We start from the raw sequence: 17,642 nt of genomic DNA on the forward strand, positions 1-17,642 counted from the left end.
GGCGGGGGGCGGTCATGGGTGTGGTCGATTCGGGCATGGCTGAAAGTGGCGGGCATTGTCCCACATCTATGGGCAACACCGCTCCCACAGGGGGGGCTTCATTGGATGTTAGAAAGTGGCAGGCATAAAAAAGGGAGGCCGCTTGGGCCTCCCTCTTTCAGTGCGATCTGCCGTTACAGGCTGGCAATCCGCGCATGCTGCTCGGCCAGCTTGCCCAGGGCCTGTTCGGCCTCGGCGAGTTTGGCGCGTTCCTTGTCGATGACTTCGGCGGGTGCCTTGTCAACGAAACCGGCGTTGGACAGCTTGCCGCCGACACGTTGCACTTCACCTTGCAGGCGCTGGATTTCCTTGTCCAGACGCGCCAGTTCCGCAGCTTTGTCGATCAAGCCGGCCATTGGCACCAGCACTTCCATCTCGCCGACCAGCGCGGTGGCGGACAGCGGCGCTTCTTCGCCAGCAGCCAGCACGGTGATCGATTCCAGACGCGCCAGCTTCTTCAGCAGGGCTTCATTTTCGGTCAGGCGACGCTGATCCTCGGCGCTGACGTTCTTCAGGAACAACGGCAGCGGTTTGCCCGGGCCGATGTTCATTTCGCCACGGATGTTACGGGTGCCGAGCATCAGGCCCTTGAGCCATTCAATGTCATCTTCGGCCGCCTGATCGATGCGTGTTTCGTTGGCCACTGGCCAAGGTTGCAGCATGATCGTCTTGCCTTCGATACCGGCCAGCGGCGCGATGCGCTGCCAGATTTCTTCGGTGATGAACGGCATGAACGGGTGCGCCAGACGCAGGGCGACTTCCAGTACGCGCACCAGGGTGCGACGGGTGCCGCGCTGGCGTTCGACCGGTGCGTTTTCGTCCCACAACACAGGCTTGGACAGCTCCAGGTACCAGTCGCAATACTGGTTCCAGATGAACTCGTACAAGGCTTGCGCAGCCAGGTCGAAACGGAACTGGTCGAGCTGGCGGGTCACTTCGGCTTCGGTGCGTTGCAGTTGCGAAATGATCCAGCGATCGGCCAGGGACAGCTCATAGGCTTCACCGTTTTGGCCACAGTCTTCGCCCTTGTCCAGCACGTAGCGCGCCGCGTTCCAGATCTTGTTGCAGAAGTTGCGATAGCCTTCGACGCGGCCCATGTCGAACTTGATGTCACGACCGGTGGATGCCAGCGAGCAGAAGGTGAAGCGCAGGGCGTCGGTGCCGTAGCTGGCGATGCCTTCGGCGAACTCGTCGCGGGTCTGCTTCTCGATCTTCTTCGCCAGTTTCGGCTGCATCATGCCGGAGGTACGCTTCTGTACCAGCTCTTCCAGCTCGATACCGTCGATGATGTCCAGCGGGTCCAGGACGTTGCCCTTGGACTTGGACATCTTCTGGCCCTGGCCGTCACGCACCAGGCCATGCACGTACACGGTCTTGAACGGAACCTGCGGCGTGCCATCTTCGTTCTTCACCAAATGCATGGTGAGCATGATCATCCGGGCAACCCAGAAGAAAATGATGTCGAAGCCGGTCACCAGTACGTCGGTGGAGTGGAATTTCTTCAGGAATTCGGTTTTTTCCGGCCAGCCGAGGGTGGAGAACGTCCACAGGCCCGAACTGAACCAGGTGTCGAGAACATCGTTGTCCTGTTGCAGCGCGACGTCCGGGCCGATGTTGTGCCTGGCCCGCACTTCGGCTTCGTCGCGACCGACGTAGACCTTGCCCGACTCGTCGTACCAGGCCGGAATCCGGTGGCCCCACCACAGTTGACGGCTGATGCACCAATCCTGGATGTCGCGCATCCACGAGAAGTACATGTTTTCGTACTGTTTTGGCACGAACTGGATACGGCCGTCTTCAACGGCTGCAATCGCAGGCTCGGCCAAAGGCTTGGTGGACACGTACCACTGGTCGGTCAGCCATGGCTCGATGACGGTGCCGGAGCGGTCGCCTTTCGGCACTTTCAGGGCGTGGTCGTCAACGCTGACCAACAGGCCGGCAGCGTCGAACGCGGCCACGATCTGCTTGCGGGCTTCGAAGCGGTCGAGACCGGCGTATTCCGCCGGGATCTTGCCGTCGATGGTTTCGTTCAGCGTGCCGTCGAGGTTGAACACCTGGCAGGCCGGCAGGACCGTTGCGTTTTTGTCGAAGATGTTCAGCAGCGGCAGGTTGTGACGCTTGCCGACTTCGTAGTCGTTGAAATCGTGGGCCGGGGTGATCTTCACGCAGCCGGTGCCGAATTCAGGGTCGCAGTAATCGTCGGCGATGATCGGGATGCGGCGGCCAACCAGCGGCAGCTCGACAAATTTGCCGATCAGGGCTTTGTAGCGTTCATCGTTCGGGTTAACCGCCACGGCGGAGTCGCCGAGCATGGTTTCCGGGCGAGTGGTCGCGACGATCAGGAAATCGTTGCCTTCAGCGGTCTTGGCGCCGTCGGCCAGCGGGTATTTCAGGTTCCACAGAAAACCTTTCTCGTCGTGGTTCTCCACTTCGAGGTCGGAAATCGCCGTGTGCAGCTTGGTGTCCCAGTTGACCAGGCGCTTGCCGCGATAGATCAGGCCGTCTTCGTGCAAACGGACGAAGGCTTCTTTAACGGCTTCCGAGAGGCCGTCGTCCATGGTGAAGCGCTCGCGGCTCCAGTCAACGGACGAGCCGAGGCGACGGATCTGACGGCTGATGTTGCCGCCGGACTCATCCTTCCACTCCCAGACTTTTTCGAGGAACTTCTCGCGACCCAGGTCGTGACGGCTCTGGCCTTTCGCTTCGAGTTGACGCTCCACCAGCATCTGCGTGGCGATACCCGCGTGGTCGGTGCCCGGCTGCCACAGGGTGTTGCGACCCTGCATGCGGCGGAAACGGATCAGGGCGTCCATGATCGCGTTGTTGAAGCCGTGCCCCATGTGCAGGCTGCCGGTGACGTTCGGCGGCGGGATCATGATGGTGTAGGACTCGCCCGCGCCTTGCGGGGCGAAGTAATTCTCTGACTCCCAGGTGTTGTACCAGGAAGTTTCAATGGCGTGCGGCTGGTAGGTCTTATCCATGCGCGGCGGGACCCTATTGGCATTTATTCAGGAAAAGCCGGGAAGTATAGCGGGGATGAGCCGATGCGCGTAGAGCGAGGTGACAATGGGTGGGGGAAAAGTTGTGGTTTTTCGGGGGGTGTTTTGTCCGTGAGGGCGCCATCGCGGGCAAGCCCGCTCCTACAGGTTATGTGTCGTACAGCTATTTTGTGATCGACACTAACACTGTGGGAGCGGGCTTGCCCGCGAAAGCAATCGGTCAGGCGACCTGATTCAAATCGTTATGCCGTGTTTCCTTCAGGCACAGCACTGCAATCAAACTCAGCACCGCCGCACCGGACACATACCCGCCGACGTAGCTCAATCCGCCCATCGCTACCAGCTTCTGCGCGAAAAACGGCGCCGCCGAAGCCCCGACGATACCGCCCAGGTTGTAGGCCGCCGAGGCGCCGGTATAACGCACGTGGGTCGGGAACAGCTCCGGCAGCAACGCACCCATCGGTGCAAACGTCACGCCCATCAGAAACAGTTCGATGCACAGGAACAGCGCCACACTCCAGGTCGAGCCTTGGGTCAGCAGCGGCTCCATGAGAAAGCCGGACAGGATCGCCAGTACGCCACCGATGATCAGCACCGGCTTGCGCCCGTAACGGTCGCTGGCCCAGGCCGACAGCGGGGTGGCGGCAGCCATGAACAGCACCGCGAAGCACAGCAGGCCGAGGAAGGTTTCGCGGCTGTAGCCAAGCGTTGCCACGCCGTAACTCAGGGAAAACACGGTGGAGATATAGAACAGCGCGTAGCACACGACCATCGCGCCGGCGCCCAGCAACACAGGGGCCCAGTATTGACCGAACAGCTCGAACAGCGGGATCTTCACCCGCTCCTGGCGCGCCACGGCGTTGGCGAACACCGGGGTTTCATGCAGCTTGAGGCGCACGTACAGGCCGACCATCACCAGTGCGGCGCTGAGCAGGAACGGAATACGCCAGCCCCAGGAGCGGAACTGTTCATCGTCCAGTACTACGGCCAATGTCAGGAACAGGCCGTTGGCCGCCAGAAAGCCGATGGATGGACCCAGTTGCGGAAACATGCCGAACCACGCGCGTTTGCCTTTCGGCGCGTTCTCCGTGGCCAGCAATGCCGCGCCACCCCATTCACCGCCCAGCCCCAGGCCCTGGCCGAAGCGCAGGACGCAAAGCAGGATCGGTGCCCAGGCGCCAATGCTGTCGTAACCCGGCAGCACGCCGATCAGCGTGGTGCACACGCCCATCAGCAGCAGCGAGGCGACCAGGGTCGATTTGCGCCCGATACGGTCGCCAAAGTGGCCGAAAAGCGCCGAACCCAAAGGGCGTGCAAGGAAGGCGATGCCGAACGTGAGAAACGCCGAAAGCATCTGGGCGGTGCCGGATGTCTGCGGAAAGAACACCGGGCCGATCACCAGTGCGGCGGCGGTGGCATAGACATAGAAGTCGTAGAACTCGATGGCGGTGCCGATGAAGCTTGCGGTGGCCACGCGGGTGGCGGAGTTCGTCGGTTGCGCAGGTGTGGAGTCGCTGTAAGTCGTGCTGGTCGTCATGCGGTTATCCCTGACTGTCATGTGCTCCAGTGGAGCGAATTATTATGGTCGAGAACCCAGGGATGTGGGTGGAGGCACGGTCGCTGTTCAAGGTAGGAACAGTCGTCGGTTTGCTGCGGGCTTTGCTGATGGACAGGCCGGAAGCTGCGAAGTGCGGGGTAAGCACGGGGCCGGCGAGGCTTGGGTAAGCGCTTCGATTATAGGAAGGTGGCTAACGATCGAACAAGAGGGCTGGCGAACTCAGGGATTTGTGTCAGGTTTTAGATAACGACAGGCATCGAGCTGGTCTGCCAGATCAGCACTCGCGTGACACGGTTGTCCTCGGTCTCGAGAATTTCCAGGCGATACCGACCGATCTTCAGGCACACCGCACTTTCGGGAATGGTTTCCAGCGCCTCGGTGACCAGACCGTTCAGGGTTTTCGGGCCATCGCTGGGCAGGTGCCAGCCGAGGCTCTTGTTCAGCTCGCGAATGGACGCAGCTCCGTCGATCACCAGGCGTCCGTCGGCTTGCGGATGAATGTGCGGGTTGTCCAGGCTGTGCTGGCTTTCGAACTCGCCGACGATTTCTTCAAGAATGTCTTCCAGGGTGACGATGCCCAGCACTTCGCCGTATTCATCGACCACCATGCCCAGGCGCCGCTGCTGCTTGTGGAAATTGAGCAGTTGCAACTGCAGAGGGGTACTTTCCGGCACGAAGTATGGCTCGTGACTGGCTGCCAGCAGCGCTTCCCTGGTCAGGCTCGCATCGGGCAGCAAGTGAAGGATGTGTCGGGTGTTGAGGACGGCTTCGACCTGGTTGATATCACTGTGGAACACCGGCAGGCGAGTGCGCTTGTTGTGGCGCAATTGTTCGATGATTTCTTCGATGGGGTCATCGAGGTTGATGCCGTCCACGTCACTGCGCGGCACCAGGATGTCATTGACCGTGATGTTGTCCAGTGCGTGGATGCCTGGCAGCGGGTGAGGGCGGTTCACGGTTTCGAGAGGGGCGTGCCGTTCGGTCAGCGTTTCGTCCTCACTCTGTTGCACCACTTTGGCTTTACGGGCGAATGGTCGCATCAGCAACTGACTGATGCTGTTGAGCAGCCATGCCGCGGGATAGATGATTTTCAGTGGTATGCGCAGCAGATTGTTACCCTGGGCCAGGATCGCATCCGGATAACGGATGGCGAGCGCCCGTGGCAAATAGTCGGAAAACACCAGCAAAATGGCGCCCGCCCCAAGACACGCAACCCACGGGCCGTTCTCGGCCCAGGTGAAAATGGCCAGCAAGGTGCTGATGACCACCACGAGTGCACGGCACAGGGTGTTGCAAAATATCAGGCTGGCAAGCGGGAAGCTGAGTTTCGCCACCGGTTTGTCGCTGGAGCGCGTTGCGGTGCGCTGGGCCAGCAAATGCTGGTGCGCGGCCTCAATGGCGGTAAACAGCCCCGACCATAAAATCAGCAGGGTCACTACCGCGAGCATCGGCCCTGTGGGCAAGTCGTCCATTAATGCCGCCCGTCAGATGTGCAGGATGTATTCACGAACCAGTTTGCTGCCGAAATACGCCAGCATCAGCAGGCAGAAACCGGCCAGGGTCCAGCGAATGGCTTTGTGCCCGCGCCAGCCGAGGCGATTGCGCCCCCACAGCAGCACGCTGAAAACGATCCAGGCCAGGCAGGCCAGCAGGGTTTTGTGCACCAGATGCTGGGCGAACAGGTTTTCGACGAACAGCCAGCCGGAAATCAGCGACAGCGACAATAGCGTCCAGCCGGCCCAGAGGAAGCCGAACAGCAGACTTTCCATGGTTTGCAGCGGCGGGAAGTTCTTGATCAGCCCGGACGGGTGCTTGTGCTTGAGCTGGTGGTCTTGAACCAGCAGCAGCAAGGCCTGGAACACCGCGATGGTGAACATGCCATAGGCAAGAATCGAGAGCAGGATGTGGGCGAGGATGCCTGGCTCTTCATCGATGATCTGCACCGTACCGGCCGGCGCGAAATGCGCCAGCAGCACGGTCAAGGCCCCCAGCGGGAACAGCAGTATCAGCAGGTTCTCTACCGGAATCCGCGAGCAGGCCAGCAGGGTCAATGCGATGACCGCCACGGCAATCAGGCTGGCGGCAGTGAAGAAGTCCAGGCCCAGGCCGGTTGGGGTCAGCAGGTGGGTGAGCAGGCTGGCGCCGTGGGTCAATACGGCGAGCACGCCAAGCATGACCAGCAGGCGTTTGTTGGCCTTGGTGCCGGAAGCCAGGCGAGTGCCCTGATATATGGTCGCAGCGGCGTACAAGCAGGCGGCGGCGAGGGTAGTAAGCAAGCTGGGTGACAAGGGGAGCATAAATCCTGTTAGGCAAGCCCGAAAGTCGCTGAGTTTGGCATAGAACCCCCGCCGCACGAAAGACCGCGCAACCCGACAGCGAGGTGTCCGCCAGCCACAGTCTTCGCTATAATCCGCGACCTGCCCACGCCGCAGGCTCGCCGAGCACACGTTTAGTCCGGTCCGGGCCGCCATTATCCCGGTCTACACAGGGCCTGAAAGGATCGCGCAATGTTTGAAAACTTAACCGACCGTCTCTCGCAGACGCTGCGCCATGTCACCGGCAAGGCCAAGCTGACTGAAGACAACATCAAAGACACCCTGCGCGAAGTGCGCATGGCGTTGCTCGAAGCCGACGTCGCCCTGCCGGTGGTCAAGGACTTCGTCAATTCGGTCAAGGAACGTGCCGTCGGTACCGAGGTGTCACGCAGCCTGACGCCGGGCCAGGCCTTCGTGAAGATCGTCCAGGCCGAGCTCGAAAGCCTGATGGGCGCGGCCAACGAAGACCTGAACCTGAGCGCCGTTCCACCCGCCGTCATCCTGATGGCCGGTTTGCAGGGCGCGGGTAAAACCACCACCGCCGGCAAGCTCGCGCGCTTCCTTAAAGAGCGCAAGAAGAAGTCGGTCATGGTTGTGTCCGCCGACGTTTACCGTCCGGCGGCGATCAAGCAGCTGGAAACCCTGGCCAACGACATCGGCGTGACCTTCTTCCCGTCGGACCTGAGCCAGAAGCCGGTCGACATCGCCAACGCGGCTATTAAAGAAGCAAGGCTCAAATTCATCGACGTGGTCATCGTCGATACCGCCGGTCGCCTGCACATCGATGAAGAGATGATGGGCGAGATCAAGGCACTGCATGCCGCGATCAACCCGATCGAAACCCTGTTCGTGGTCGACGCCATGACCGGCCAGGACGCCGCCAACACGGCCAAGGCCTTCGGCGATGCATTGCCGCTGACCGGTGTGATCCTGACCAAGGTCGACGGCGACGCCCGTGGCGGTGCCGCTCTGTCGGTGCGTGCCATCACCGGCAAGCCGATCAAGTTCATCGGTATGGGCGAGAAGAGCGAAGCGCTCGATCCGTTCCATCCTGAGCGTATCGCCTCGCGCATCCTCGGCATGGGTGACGTGCTCAGCCTGATCGAGCAGGCGGAAGCGACGCTCGACAAGGACAAAGCCGACAAGCTTGCTAAAAAGTTGAAGAAGGGCAAGGGCTTCGACCTCGAAGACTTCCGCGATCAGCTGCAACAAATGAAGAACATGGGCGGCCTCGGCGGGCTCATGGACAAGCTGCCGAACATGGGCGGCGTGAATCTGGCGCAGATGGGCAACGCCCAGGGCGCGGCAGAAAAGCAATTCAAGCAGATGGAAGCCATCATCAACTCCATGACCCCGGCCGAGCGCCGCGACCCCGAGATGATCAGCGGTTCGCGCAAGCGCCGGATCGCCATGGGTTCCGGCACCCAGGTGCAGGACATCGGCCGCTTGATCAAGCAGCACAAGCAGATGCAGAAAATGATGAAGAAGTTCTCTGCGAAAGGCGGAATGGCCAAGATGATGCGCGGCATGGGCGGAATGTTGCCCGGCGGCGGCATGCCAAAGATCTGAAAGAACTCGCCGGTCGTCGTACCGGCGCAGTCCCGCAAGGAAGCGGGATCTCCAGCAAACCCGCGCCTGGCGGGAGCTGATCGGCCGTTTTCAACGACGGCTCTATAGCCAATCTGGATGGCACGGTGACAGGTGCCGGAAAAAGGCATTTGCAAAAGTCCGGATATTCCTTAGAATATGCGGCCTTTCGGGCACCCATGCCCGCTGTGCATTTAGATTTGCAGCACCGACTACAGGAACGATGTTCACATGCTAACAATCCGTCTTGCCCTTGGCGGCTCCAAAAAGCGCCCGTTTTACCACTTGACCGTAACCGACAGCCGCAACCCGCGCGACGGTTCGCACAAGGAACAGGTTGGCTACTTCAACCCTGTTGCTCGTGGTCAGGAAGTTCGTCTGTCCGTGAACCAAGAGCGCGTAGCCTACTGGCTGAGCGTTGGTGCACAACCTTCTGAGCGCGTTGCTCAGTTGTTGAAGGAATCTGCTAAGGCTGCGGCCTGAGCAATATGAACGCGACGCCAGCCATTGCTGATGATTTGATCGTTATCGGCAAGATTTACTCTGTTCACGGCGTTCGCGGCGAAGTGAAGGTGTACTCCTTTACTGATCCGATTAAAAACCTGCTGGACTACAAAACCTGGACGCTCAAGCGTGAGGGCAATGTAAGGCAGGTAGAGCTGGTCAGCGGACGCGGGAACGACAAGTTCCTGGTCGCAAAGCTCAAGGGTCTCGATGATCGCGAAGAAGCTCGTCTTCTGGCCGGTTATGAGATCTGCGTGCCGCGTAACCTGTTCCCTGAACTGACCGACGGCGAGTACTACTGGTACCAGCTGGAAGGTCTCAAGGTCATCGACACTCTCGGACAACTGTTCGGGAAAATCGATCACCTGCTGGAGACCGGCTCGAACGATGTCATGGTGGTCAAGCCTTGCGCTGGCAGCCTGGATGATCGCGAACGCCTGTTGCCCTATACGGAGCAATGCGTGTTGGCCGTCGACCTGGCCGCAGGCGAGATGAAGGTGGATTGGGACGCGGATTTCTAAGCGTGGCTAACTTGCGCGTAGAAGTGATCAGTCTGTTTCCCGAGATGTTCTCTGCCATCAGCGAGTACGGCATCACCAGTCGTGCGGTGAAACAGGGGCTCTTGCAGCTCACCTGTTGGAATCCGCGAGACTACACGACGGATCGACATCACACTGTGGACGATCGCCCGTTTGGCGGTGGTCCGGGCATGGTGATGAAGATCAAGCCCCTGGAAGATGCTCTGGTTCAGGCCAAGGCAGCAGCCGGGGAGGCGGCGAAGGTAATTTACCTGTCCCCCCAAGGCCGTCAACTGACTCAGTCGGCGGTGCGCGAGTTGGCGAATGAGGATGCATTGATCCTGATTGCCGGCCGCTATGAAGGCATTGACGAGCGTTTTATTGATGCTCATGTCGATGAAGAGTGGTCGATTGGCGACTATGTATTGTCTGGCGGCGAGCTGCCGGCGATGGTCCTGATCGATGCGGTTACACGACTGCTGCCTGGAGCTTTAGGGCATGCGGACTCCGCCGAGGAAGATTCCTTTACGGATGGTTTGCTGGATTGCCCGCACTACACCCGACCGGAGGTGTATGCGGATCAGCGTGTTCCCGACGTATTGCTAAGTGGCAATCACGCGCACATCCGGCGTTGGCGTTTACAGCAGTCCCTTGGTCGGACCTTTGAACGACGCGCCGATCTTCTGGAAAGCCGCTCGCTTTCTGGAGAAGAGAAGAAGCTGCTCGAGGAATATATCCGCGAGCGGGACGATAGTTAACAACGTATCGATGGTAGATCCGACGATTTACCTTAGGAGCACAGCATGACTAACAAAATCATCCTTGCACTCGAAGCAGAGCAGATGACCAAAGAGATCCCTCCCTTTGCCCCGGGCGACACCATTGTCGTTCAGGTGAAAGTGAAGGAAGGCGACCGTTCGCGTCTGCAAGCGTTCGAAGGTGTTGTTATCGCCAAGCGTAACCGCGGCGTAAACAGTGCATTCACCGTTCGTAAAATCTCCAACGGTGTTGGCGTAGAGCGTACTTTCCAGACCTACTCCCCGCAAATCGACAGCATGGCTGTCAAGCGTCGCGGTGACGTACGTAAAGCCAAGCTGTACTACCTGCGCGACCTGTCGGGTAAAGCAGCTCGCATCAAGGAAAAACTGGTTTAAGTCCAGCTTCCGATGCAGAAAAAAGCAGCCTACGGGCTGCTTTTTTGTTGTCTGGGATTTATCTTCGTTGACCGTGTTGTCGGTCTTGCCTGAGCCTTTATGCCCGCCATTGATCATCCTCTGATAGACCAGTTCCTCGACGCCCTCTGGCTGGAAAAAGGCCTTTCCGATAACACCCGCGATGCCTATCGCAGTGACCTGGCGCTGTTCAATGGCTGGCTACAGGACAAAGGGCTGGAGCTGGTCAATGCCGGGCGCGAGTTGATTCTCGACCACCTGGCCTGGCGCCTGGAGCAAAACTACAAGCCTCGTTCCACCGCGCGATTTCTCTCGGGTGTGCGTGGCTTCTATCGCTATCTGTTGCGGGAAAAGATGATCGCTGTCGATCCAACGTTACGGGTTGATATGCCGCAACTCGGCAGGCCGCTGCCCAAATCCTTGTCGGAGGCCGATGTAGAAGCACTGTTGAAGGCGCCTGATTTGAGCGACGCCATCGGACAGCGCGACCGCGCCATGCTTGAAGTGCTGTACGCCTGCGGTCTGCGGGTGACGGAGCTGATCAGCCTGACGCTGGAGCAGGTCAATCTGCGCCAGGGCGTGTTGCGCGTGATGGGCAAGGGCAGCAAGGAGCGACTGGTGCCGATGGGTGAGGAGGCGATTGTCTGGGTCGAACGCTACATGCGTGATGCCCGTAGCGAACTGCTGGGTGGGCGTCCCAGCGACGTGTTGTTCCCGAGTCAGCGTGGCGAGCAGATGACCCGCCAGACCTTCTGGCACCGGATCAAGCACCAGGCCAAGGTGGCCGGGATCGGCAAGTCGCTGTCGCCGCACACGTTGCGCCACGCCTTCGCCACGCACCTGCTCAACCACGGTGCAGACCTGCGGGTGGTGCAGATGCTGCTGGGGCACAGCGATTTGTCGACGACCCAGATCTACACCCACGTCGCCCGGGCGCGCTTGCAGGATCTGCATGCCAAACACCACCCCAGAGGCTGATGGTACCCCCCCCTGTAGGAGAGAGCTTGCTCGCGATGATCTGAAGAGCGCCGCGTTAAACCAGTCAGCACGCATGATCGTTAACGACCATCGCGAGCGAGCTCGCTCCTACAAAAAACATTCGCCAATGCCTTGTATCACCGGCATTCGGCCCCGCGAACCTTATGTGATAGGCTTGACCGGTTTGCACGATGGGCGGTTATGACCCGGTGTCTTGGCACGGGCGTTCTGATCGTCCCATATGTTCGCCTTCAGGAGTTCTCATGCGTCTGACCCAGATTTTCGCCGCCGCAGCCATTGCGTTGGTCAGCACCTTTGCCGTCGCCGATGACGCGGCCGACAAAGCCATTCGTAAAAGCCTGGAAAACCTCCAGCTCGAAGTGCCGGTGGAAAGCATCACCGCCAGCCCGTTGCCCGGCCTGTACGAAGTCAAGCTCAAAGGCAGCCGCGTGCTGTACGCCAGTGCCGACGGCCAGTACGTGGTTCAGGGCTACCTGTTCGATCTCAAGGATGGCAAGCCGGTCAACCTGACCGAGAAGACCGAGCGCCTGGGCATCTCCAAACTGATCAACGACATTCCGGTTGCCGAAACCGTCGTCTACCCGGCCATTGGCGAAACCAAGTCGCACATCACCGTATTCACCGACACCACCTGCCCGTACTGCCACAAGCTGCACGCCGAAGTGCCTGAGCTGAACAAACGCGGCATCGAAGTACGTTATGTTGCGTTTCCGCGTCAGGGCCTGGGCTCGCCGGGAGACGAACAGCTGCAGGCGGTGTGGTGTTCGAAGGACAAGAAAGCGGCCATGGACAAAATGGTCGACGGCAAGGAAATCAAGGCCGCCAAGTGCGATAACCCGGTTTCCAAACAGTTCGCACTCGGCCAGTCGATCGGCGTGAACGGCACACCGGCCATCGTTTTGGCTGACGGTCAGGTCATTCCGGGCTACCAGCCTGCGCCACAAGTCGCCAAACTGGCGCTGGGCGCGAAGTAAATTCGCATCGTCACGGCCAGTCCTTGACGATCAGGGTCCGGTGGCAACATTTGCCGGGCCATCAATAGAGAGCCGCGAACCTGCGGTTGTTTTCACGGCCGGCCTCGTGTCGGCCGTTTTATGGGGAGTTCACAGTGAAACCGGTCAAAGTAGGCATCTGTGGGTTAGGGACCGTCGGTGGCGGAACCTTCAACGTACTTCAGCGCAACGCCGAGGAAATTGCTCGTCGTGCCGGGCGTGGGATCGAAGTGGCACAAATTGCCATTCGCACGCCAAAGCCTCAGTTCCAAACGACCGGTATTGCGATTACCACCGATGTCTTCGAAGTGGCCACGAACCCTGAGATCGACATCGTCATAGAGCTGATGGGCGGCTATACCGTTGCCCGCGAGCTGGTACTCAAGGCCATCGAGAATGGCAAGCATGTGGTCACCGCGAACAAGGCGCTTATCGCCGTTCACGGTAATGAAATTTTCGCCAAGGCCCGCGAGAAGGGCGTGATCGTTGCGTTCGAAGCGGCGGTGGCCGGTGGTATTCCGGTGATCAAGGCGATCCGCGAAGGCCTGTCCGCCAACCGTATCAACTGGGTGGCCGGCATCATCAACGGCACCGGCAACTTCATCCTGACGGAAATGCGCGAGAAGGGTCGCACCTTCGAAGACGTATTGGCCGAAGCCCAGGCCCTGGGTTATGCCGAAGCCGATCCAACCTTCGACGTTGAAGGTATCGACGCCGCTCACAAGCTGACGATCCTGGCCTCCATCGCGTTCGGCATCCCGCTGCAATTCGACAAGGCTTACACCGAAGGCATCACCAAACTGACCACCGCTGACGTGAACTACGCCGAAGCGCTGGGCTACCGCATCAAGCACCTGGGCGTGGCGCGCAGCACCGCGGCCGGTATCGAACTGCGCGTGCACCCGACGCTGATCCCGGCCGATCGCCTGATCGCCAACGTCAACGGCGTGATGAACGCGGTGATGGTCAACGGCGATGCTGCCGGTTCGACCCTGTTCTACGGTGCCGGTGCCGGAATGGAGCCGACCGCTTCGTCGGTGATCGCAGACCTGGTGGACGTGGTCCGCGCCATGACGTCCGACCCGGAAAACCGCGTACCGCACCTGGCGTTCCAGCCGGACTCGCTGTCGGCTCACCCGATCCTGCCGATCGAAGCCTGTGAAAGCGCCTACTACCTGCGTATTCAGGCCAAGGACCATCCAGGCGTATTGGCTCAGGTCGCGAGCATCCTTTCGGAGCGCGGCATCAACATCGAGTCCATCATGCAGAAGGAAGCCGAGGAGCACGACGGCCTGGTGCCGATGATCCTGCTGACTCACCGCGTGCTGGAACAGCACATCAACGATGCCATCCAGGCACTGGAAGCTCTTCAGGGCGTGGTTGGGCCGGTAGTCCGGATTCGCGTCGAACATTTGAATTAACACAGCGGCAAGCGGCAAGCTTCAAGCGGCAAGTTGAAAGCAGTTCGGCTTTTACTTGCGGCTTGAAACTTGAAGCTTGAAGCTCAAACCGAAGGTTTGAAAACATGCGCTACATCAGTACCCGCGGCCAGGCACCGGCCCTGAATTTCGAAGACGTCCTGCTGGCAGGCCTTGCCACCGACGGCGGTCTGTACGTCCCGGAAAACCTGCCACGTTTCACCCAGGAAGAAATCGCTTCCTGGGCCGGCCTGCCGTATCACGAGCTGGCCTTCCGGGTCATGCGCCCGTTTGTCACCGGCAGCATTCCCGATGCCGATTTCAAAAAGATTCTTGAAGAAACCTACGGCGTGTTCGCCCACAACGCCGTCGCGCCGCTGCGTCAGTTGAACGGTAATGAATGGGTGCTGGAGCTGTTCCACGGCCCGACGCTGGCGTTCAAGGACTTCGCCCTGCAATTGCTCGGTCGCCTGCTTGACTACGTGCTGGAGAAGCGCGGCGAGCGCGTGGTGATTGTCGGTGCCACTTCCGGTGATACCGGTTCGGCCGCCATCGAAGGTTGCAAGCACTGCGAAAACGTCGACATCTTCATCCTGCACCCGCACAACCGTGTGTCCGAAGTGCAGCGTCGGCAGATGACCACCATTTTCGGTGAGAACATCCATAACATCGCCATCGAAGGCAACTTCGATGACTGCCAGGAAATGGTCAAGGCCAGCTTCGCCGACCAGAGCTTCCTCAAAGGCACGCGTCTGGTGGCAGTGAACTCGATCAACTGGGCGCGGATCATGGCCCAGATCGTTTACTACTTCCATGCAGCCCTGCAACTGGGTGGCCCGGCACGTTCGGTGGCGTTTTCGGTGCCGACCGGCAACTTCGGCGACATTTTCGCCGGTTACCTGGCGCGCAACATGGGCCTGCCGATCAACCAGTTGATCGTCGCTACCAACCGCAACGACATCCTGCACCGCTTCATGAGCGGCAACCAGTACGTCAAGGAAACCCTGCACGCCACGCTGTCGCCGTCCATGGACATCATGGTGTCGTCGAACTTCGAACGCCTGCTGTTCGACCTGCACGGTCGCAATGGCGCGGCAATCGCCGGGCTGATGGATTCGTTCAAGCAGGGCGGCGGTTTCAGTGTCGAGCAAGAGCGCTGGACCGAAGCCCGCAAGTTGTTCGACTCGTTGGCCGTGGATGACGCACAAACCTGCGAAACCATCGCCGAAGTCTATGAGCAGACCGGCGAAGTGCTGGACCCGCACACTGCCATCGGCGTGAAAGCCGCGCGGGAATGCCGCCGTAGCCTGGACATTCCAATGGTGATCCTGGGCACCGCCCACCCGGTCAAATTCCCGGACGCCGTGGAAAAAGCCGGTGTAGGAAAAGCTCTCGAACTGCCTGTACATCTTTCTGATTTGTTTGAACGAGACGAACGTTGCACGGTATTGCCAAATGACCTGAAGGCCGTGCAGGCCTTTGTCAGTCAGCATGGCAACCGCGGAAAGCCGCTGTAACCGGTCAACGCTGTTACATTTTGAAGCCCGTCTCCTGACGGGCTTTTTCATTTCTGCATGCACAATTGTCGAGTTATCGCCGCGAAAGGACAGGCGAGTGGATCACCAAGGACGTGGGAATGCTGTTTACAAGTGTGTTCAAGCCGGTCGCGCGCTGGCTGGTTTTATTCGGCATCCTGGGAATCGCCGAATTGGGAGGGGCGAGCCCTGCATCGAATCAGGAGCGTGGGAAGTCTGTTGCACGATCAATGGTCGCGCTGGATGACCAGGAGTTGCAATGGGTGGCCAGTCATCCACAGGTCGTGGTCACGGCGCTGGAATACCCGTTGTACCTGTTCAAGGATGAACATGGCCAATGGACGGGCTTGAACAGTGACCTGCTCAAGCGCATCAGTGACATGACGGGGTTGCAGTTCGTTTACCAAGAGTCTTTTTCCACCGATCAGATGCTGGCGCATCTGGAAAACGGCGCAGCGGATTTGAGCACGACCCTGGCGATGAATGACGAGCGCAAGGCGTTTCTCGATTTCAGCCATGCGTACGGCGGTGCTGGATGGGTTTTTGTCGGGCGGGCCGGGGCGCCGCCTGTGCAGTCGCTGGAAGAACTGGCGAAGCGGGTACTGGTGCTGCCAACCCGGCATGCACTGGAAGCGAAGATCCGTCGCGATTATCCGTCTATCGAATTGCGTTCGGTTAAAACCTACGCCGAAGCCCGCGCCTGGGTTGAAAGCGGCGAAGCCTACGCCACCATCGAAAACGAAATCGGCGCCCGGCTTTTTCCGTCGGGCCGGCTGCAGATCGGGGCTGTGATGCCAGGTAAATGGGATGCGGATTATCTGGCGGTGCGCAAAGGTCAGCCGCAGTTGCTGAGTATCCTAAACAAGGCGCTTGAGGCGTTTCCTGAACAGGAACTGCGCAGCCTTCGCCTGAAGTGGTTCGGTGGTGCTATCACGCCACAGGCACCTGGTTTCTGGCAGTGGCTTGACGAGTGGGTCTGCTGGGGCGTGTTTTTGATCAGCTTGTTCGGCCTGTTGTCCCTGCTCTGGAATCGACGGTTGGCGGAGTTGGTCAGGCAACGGGTCGAGGCCCAAAGGAACCTGCGCGATCAGCTCGCATTTCAGCATGCGCTGATGGATGCCATGCCTGACCCGATGTTTGTCCGTGATCTGCAAGGGCGTTTGATCATGTGTAACAAAAGTTATGAGGACGCCTTGTCGACGCGATTTGACCGGATGCAGGGGCGGCAGTTGATCGAAGTCGATGTCATGCCCAGACAAACCGCGGAACTGCTGCATGCCGAATTTCAAGCGCAGTTGAGAACGCGAAGGTCACGCTTCTTCGAGCGCCAACTGGTATTCAAGGACGGTGTCAGGGATATCTACCAGTGGACAGTGCCGTTTTACACGGCGGATGGCCAGCTACGAGGATTGTTGGGGGGCTGGGCCGATATCGCCCGGCGCACCCGACAGACGTGAAGATTGCGTTTTTTCTCTGTCATGTTTGCCGTGCATGCTCTCTTGACTGAGTTGCAGGTTCGCTTGCGGTCGGTATCCAGAACTTTCTTCTCGGGCCAGTGGTCATCTGTTGCAAGCATGACCCAGGCACATTGTTTTCGGACTATTGAGTGGTGATCGGGATGGAAAGTATCAGTCTGTTGCTCGGTGAAGCGCTGAGCCCGTATCAGGTCACATTGACCCCGTCAGGCATTCGAGGTGAATGCCGGGTGACCCTGAAAAATGCTATCGGCGCGACCGTGGTCGAGCGCGAGTTCAATCAGGCCCAGTTGAATGACAAACGCCTGCTGACGGATGTGGTCGACGGTTTGCATCGCGACGTGCTGATCGCTGAAGGACGCCTGGAGCCTTGTGTCATCGCGGCATTGCGAAATGCAGCGCAGGACAAGCTGCTGTCCGGCCGCAATTGAACGGATTTTTGTGGGAACCTTCCCGCGCCGAGGTCAGTCAGACCTTGTAACAGCAGGATCAAGCATTGTGCTCCGGTGCTTGTAGCTTGCTGCTACTGGT

The 17,642-nt window shown here is 59.5% G+C and carries 15 protein-coding genes; 11 read left to right on the forward strand and 4 right to left on the reverse strand.

Annotated features, from left to right (window positions below):
* Nucleotides 1–173 precede the first annotated feature (173 nt).
* From ACCD00_RS16350 to ACCD00_RS16365, 4 genes are all read right to left on the reverse strand, one after another.
* Nucleotides 174–3,020, reverse strand: a complete 2,847-nt coding sequence (locus tag ACCD00_RS16350) for a valine--tRNA ligase (RefSeq protein WP_413426059.1) — start codon at nt 3,018–3,020, stop codon at nt 174–176.
* 238 nt (nt 3,021–3,258) lie between these two features.
* Entirely contained in the window at nt 3,259–4,575 is a 1,317-nt protein-coding gene (locus tag ACCD00_RS16355) for an MFS transporter (RefSeq protein ID WP_413426061.1), read from the reverse strand.
* A 260-nt stretch (nt 4,576–4,835) separates the two neighbouring features.
* On the reverse strand, nt 4,836–6,068 hold the full coding sequence (locus ACCD00_RS16360; RefSeq protein ID WP_413426063.1) for a transporter associated domain-containing protein: 1,233 nt from the start codon (nt 6,066–6,068) through the stop codon (nt 4,836–4,838).
* A 12-nt stretch (nt 6,069–6,080) separates the two neighbouring features.
* Entirely contained in the window at nt 6,081–6,893 is an 813-nt protein-coding gene (locus ACCD00_RS16365; RefSeq protein WP_413426065.1) for an inner membrane protein YpjD, read from the reverse strand.
* A gap of 210 nt (nt 6,894–7,103) precedes the next feature.
* On the opposite strand from ACCD00_RS16365, the gene ffh reads away from it, so the two are divergent.
* From ffh to ACCD00_RS16420, 11 genes are all read left to right on the forward strand, one after another.
* A complete protein-coding gene (gene ffh / locus ACCD00_RS16370) occupies nt 7,104–8,480 on the forward strand; it encodes a signal recognition particle protein (protein WP_413426067.1) in 1,377 nt (458 codons plus the stop codon).
* Between the two features lie 249 nt (nt 8,481–8,729).
* The gene (rpsP, locus tag ACCD00_RS16375; protein ID WP_007972721.1) at nt 8,730–8,981 is read left to right on the forward strand and encodes a 30S ribosomal protein S16; all 252 of its coding nucleotides are present in this window, start codon (nt 8,730–8,732) and stop codon (nt 8,979–8,981) included.
* A gap of 5 nt (nt 8,982–8,986) precedes the next feature.
* Nucleotides 8,987–9,523 (forward strand): ribosome maturation factor RimM, encoded by a 537-nt coding sequence (gene rimM, locus ACCD00_RS16380; protein ID WP_413426069.1) that lies wholly within the window; start codon nt 8,987–8,989, stop codon nt 9,521–9,523.
* A gap of 2 nt (nt 9,524–9,525) precedes the next feature.
* Nucleotides 9,526–10,278, forward strand: coding sequence for a tRNA (guanosine(37)-N1)-methyltransferase TrmD (gene trmD / locus ACCD00_RS16385; protein ID WP_057396740.1), 753 nt, complete (start codon nt 9,526–9,528; stop codon nt 10,276–10,278).
* A gap of 45 nt (nt 10,279–10,323) precedes the next feature.
* Nucleotides 10,324–10,674 (forward strand): 50S ribosomal protein L19, encoded by a 351-nt coding sequence (gene rplS / locus ACCD00_RS16390; RefSeq protein WP_008018567.1) that lies wholly within the window; start codon nt 10,324–10,326, stop codon nt 10,672–10,674.
* A gap of 99 nt (nt 10,675–10,773) precedes the next feature.
* On the forward strand, nt 10,774–11,670 hold the full coding sequence (gene xerD / locus ACCD00_RS16395) for a site-specific tyrosine recombinase XerD (protein WP_413426072.1): 897 nt from the start codon (nt 10,774–10,776) through the stop codon (nt 11,668–11,670).
* 263 nt (nt 11,671–11,933) lie between these two features.
* Nucleotides 11,934–12,665 carry a bifunctional protein-disulfide isomerase/oxidoreductase DsbC gene (gene dsbC / locus ACCD00_RS16400; protein ID WP_007990033.1) on the forward strand — a complete coding sequence of 244 codons (732 nt, stop codon included), beginning with the start codon at nt 11,934–11,936 and terminating at the stop codon, nt 12,663–12,665.
* A gap of 134 nt (nt 12,666–12,799) precedes the next feature.
* Nucleotides 12,800–14,104, forward strand: coding sequence for a homoserine dehydrogenase (locus tag ACCD00_RS16405; protein WP_413426074.1), 1,305 nt, complete (start codon nt 12,800–12,802; stop codon nt 14,102–14,104).
* 104 nt (nt 14,105–14,208) lie between these two features.
* Complete coding sequence (gene thrC, locus ACCD00_RS16410) at nt 14,209–15,618, forward strand: threonine synthase (RefSeq protein ID WP_413426076.1); 1,410 nt, start codon at nt 14,209–14,211, stop codon at nt 15,616–15,618.
* 119 nt (nt 15,619–15,737) lie between these two features.
* Nucleotides 15,738–17,093, forward strand: coding sequence for a transporter substrate-binding domain-containing protein (locus ACCD00_RS16415; protein WP_413426078.1), 1,356 nt, complete (start codon nt 15,738–15,740; stop codon nt 17,091–17,093).
* Between the two features lie 161 nt (nt 17,094–17,254).
* The gene (locus tag ACCD00_RS16420) at nt 17,255–17,542 is read left to right on the forward strand and encodes a DUF3509 domain-containing protein (protein WP_413426080.1); all 288 of its coding nucleotides are present in this window, start codon (nt 17,255–17,257) and stop codon (nt 17,540–17,542) included.
* Nucleotides 17,543–17,642: the final 100 nt, after the last annotated feature.

This window comes from Pseudomonas sp. Pseusp3 (assembly GCF_047304225.1).
Lineage (GTDB): Bacteria > Pseudomonadota > Gammaproteobacteria > Pseudomonadales > Pseudomonadaceae > Aquipseudomonas > Aquipseudomonas fluorescens_CD.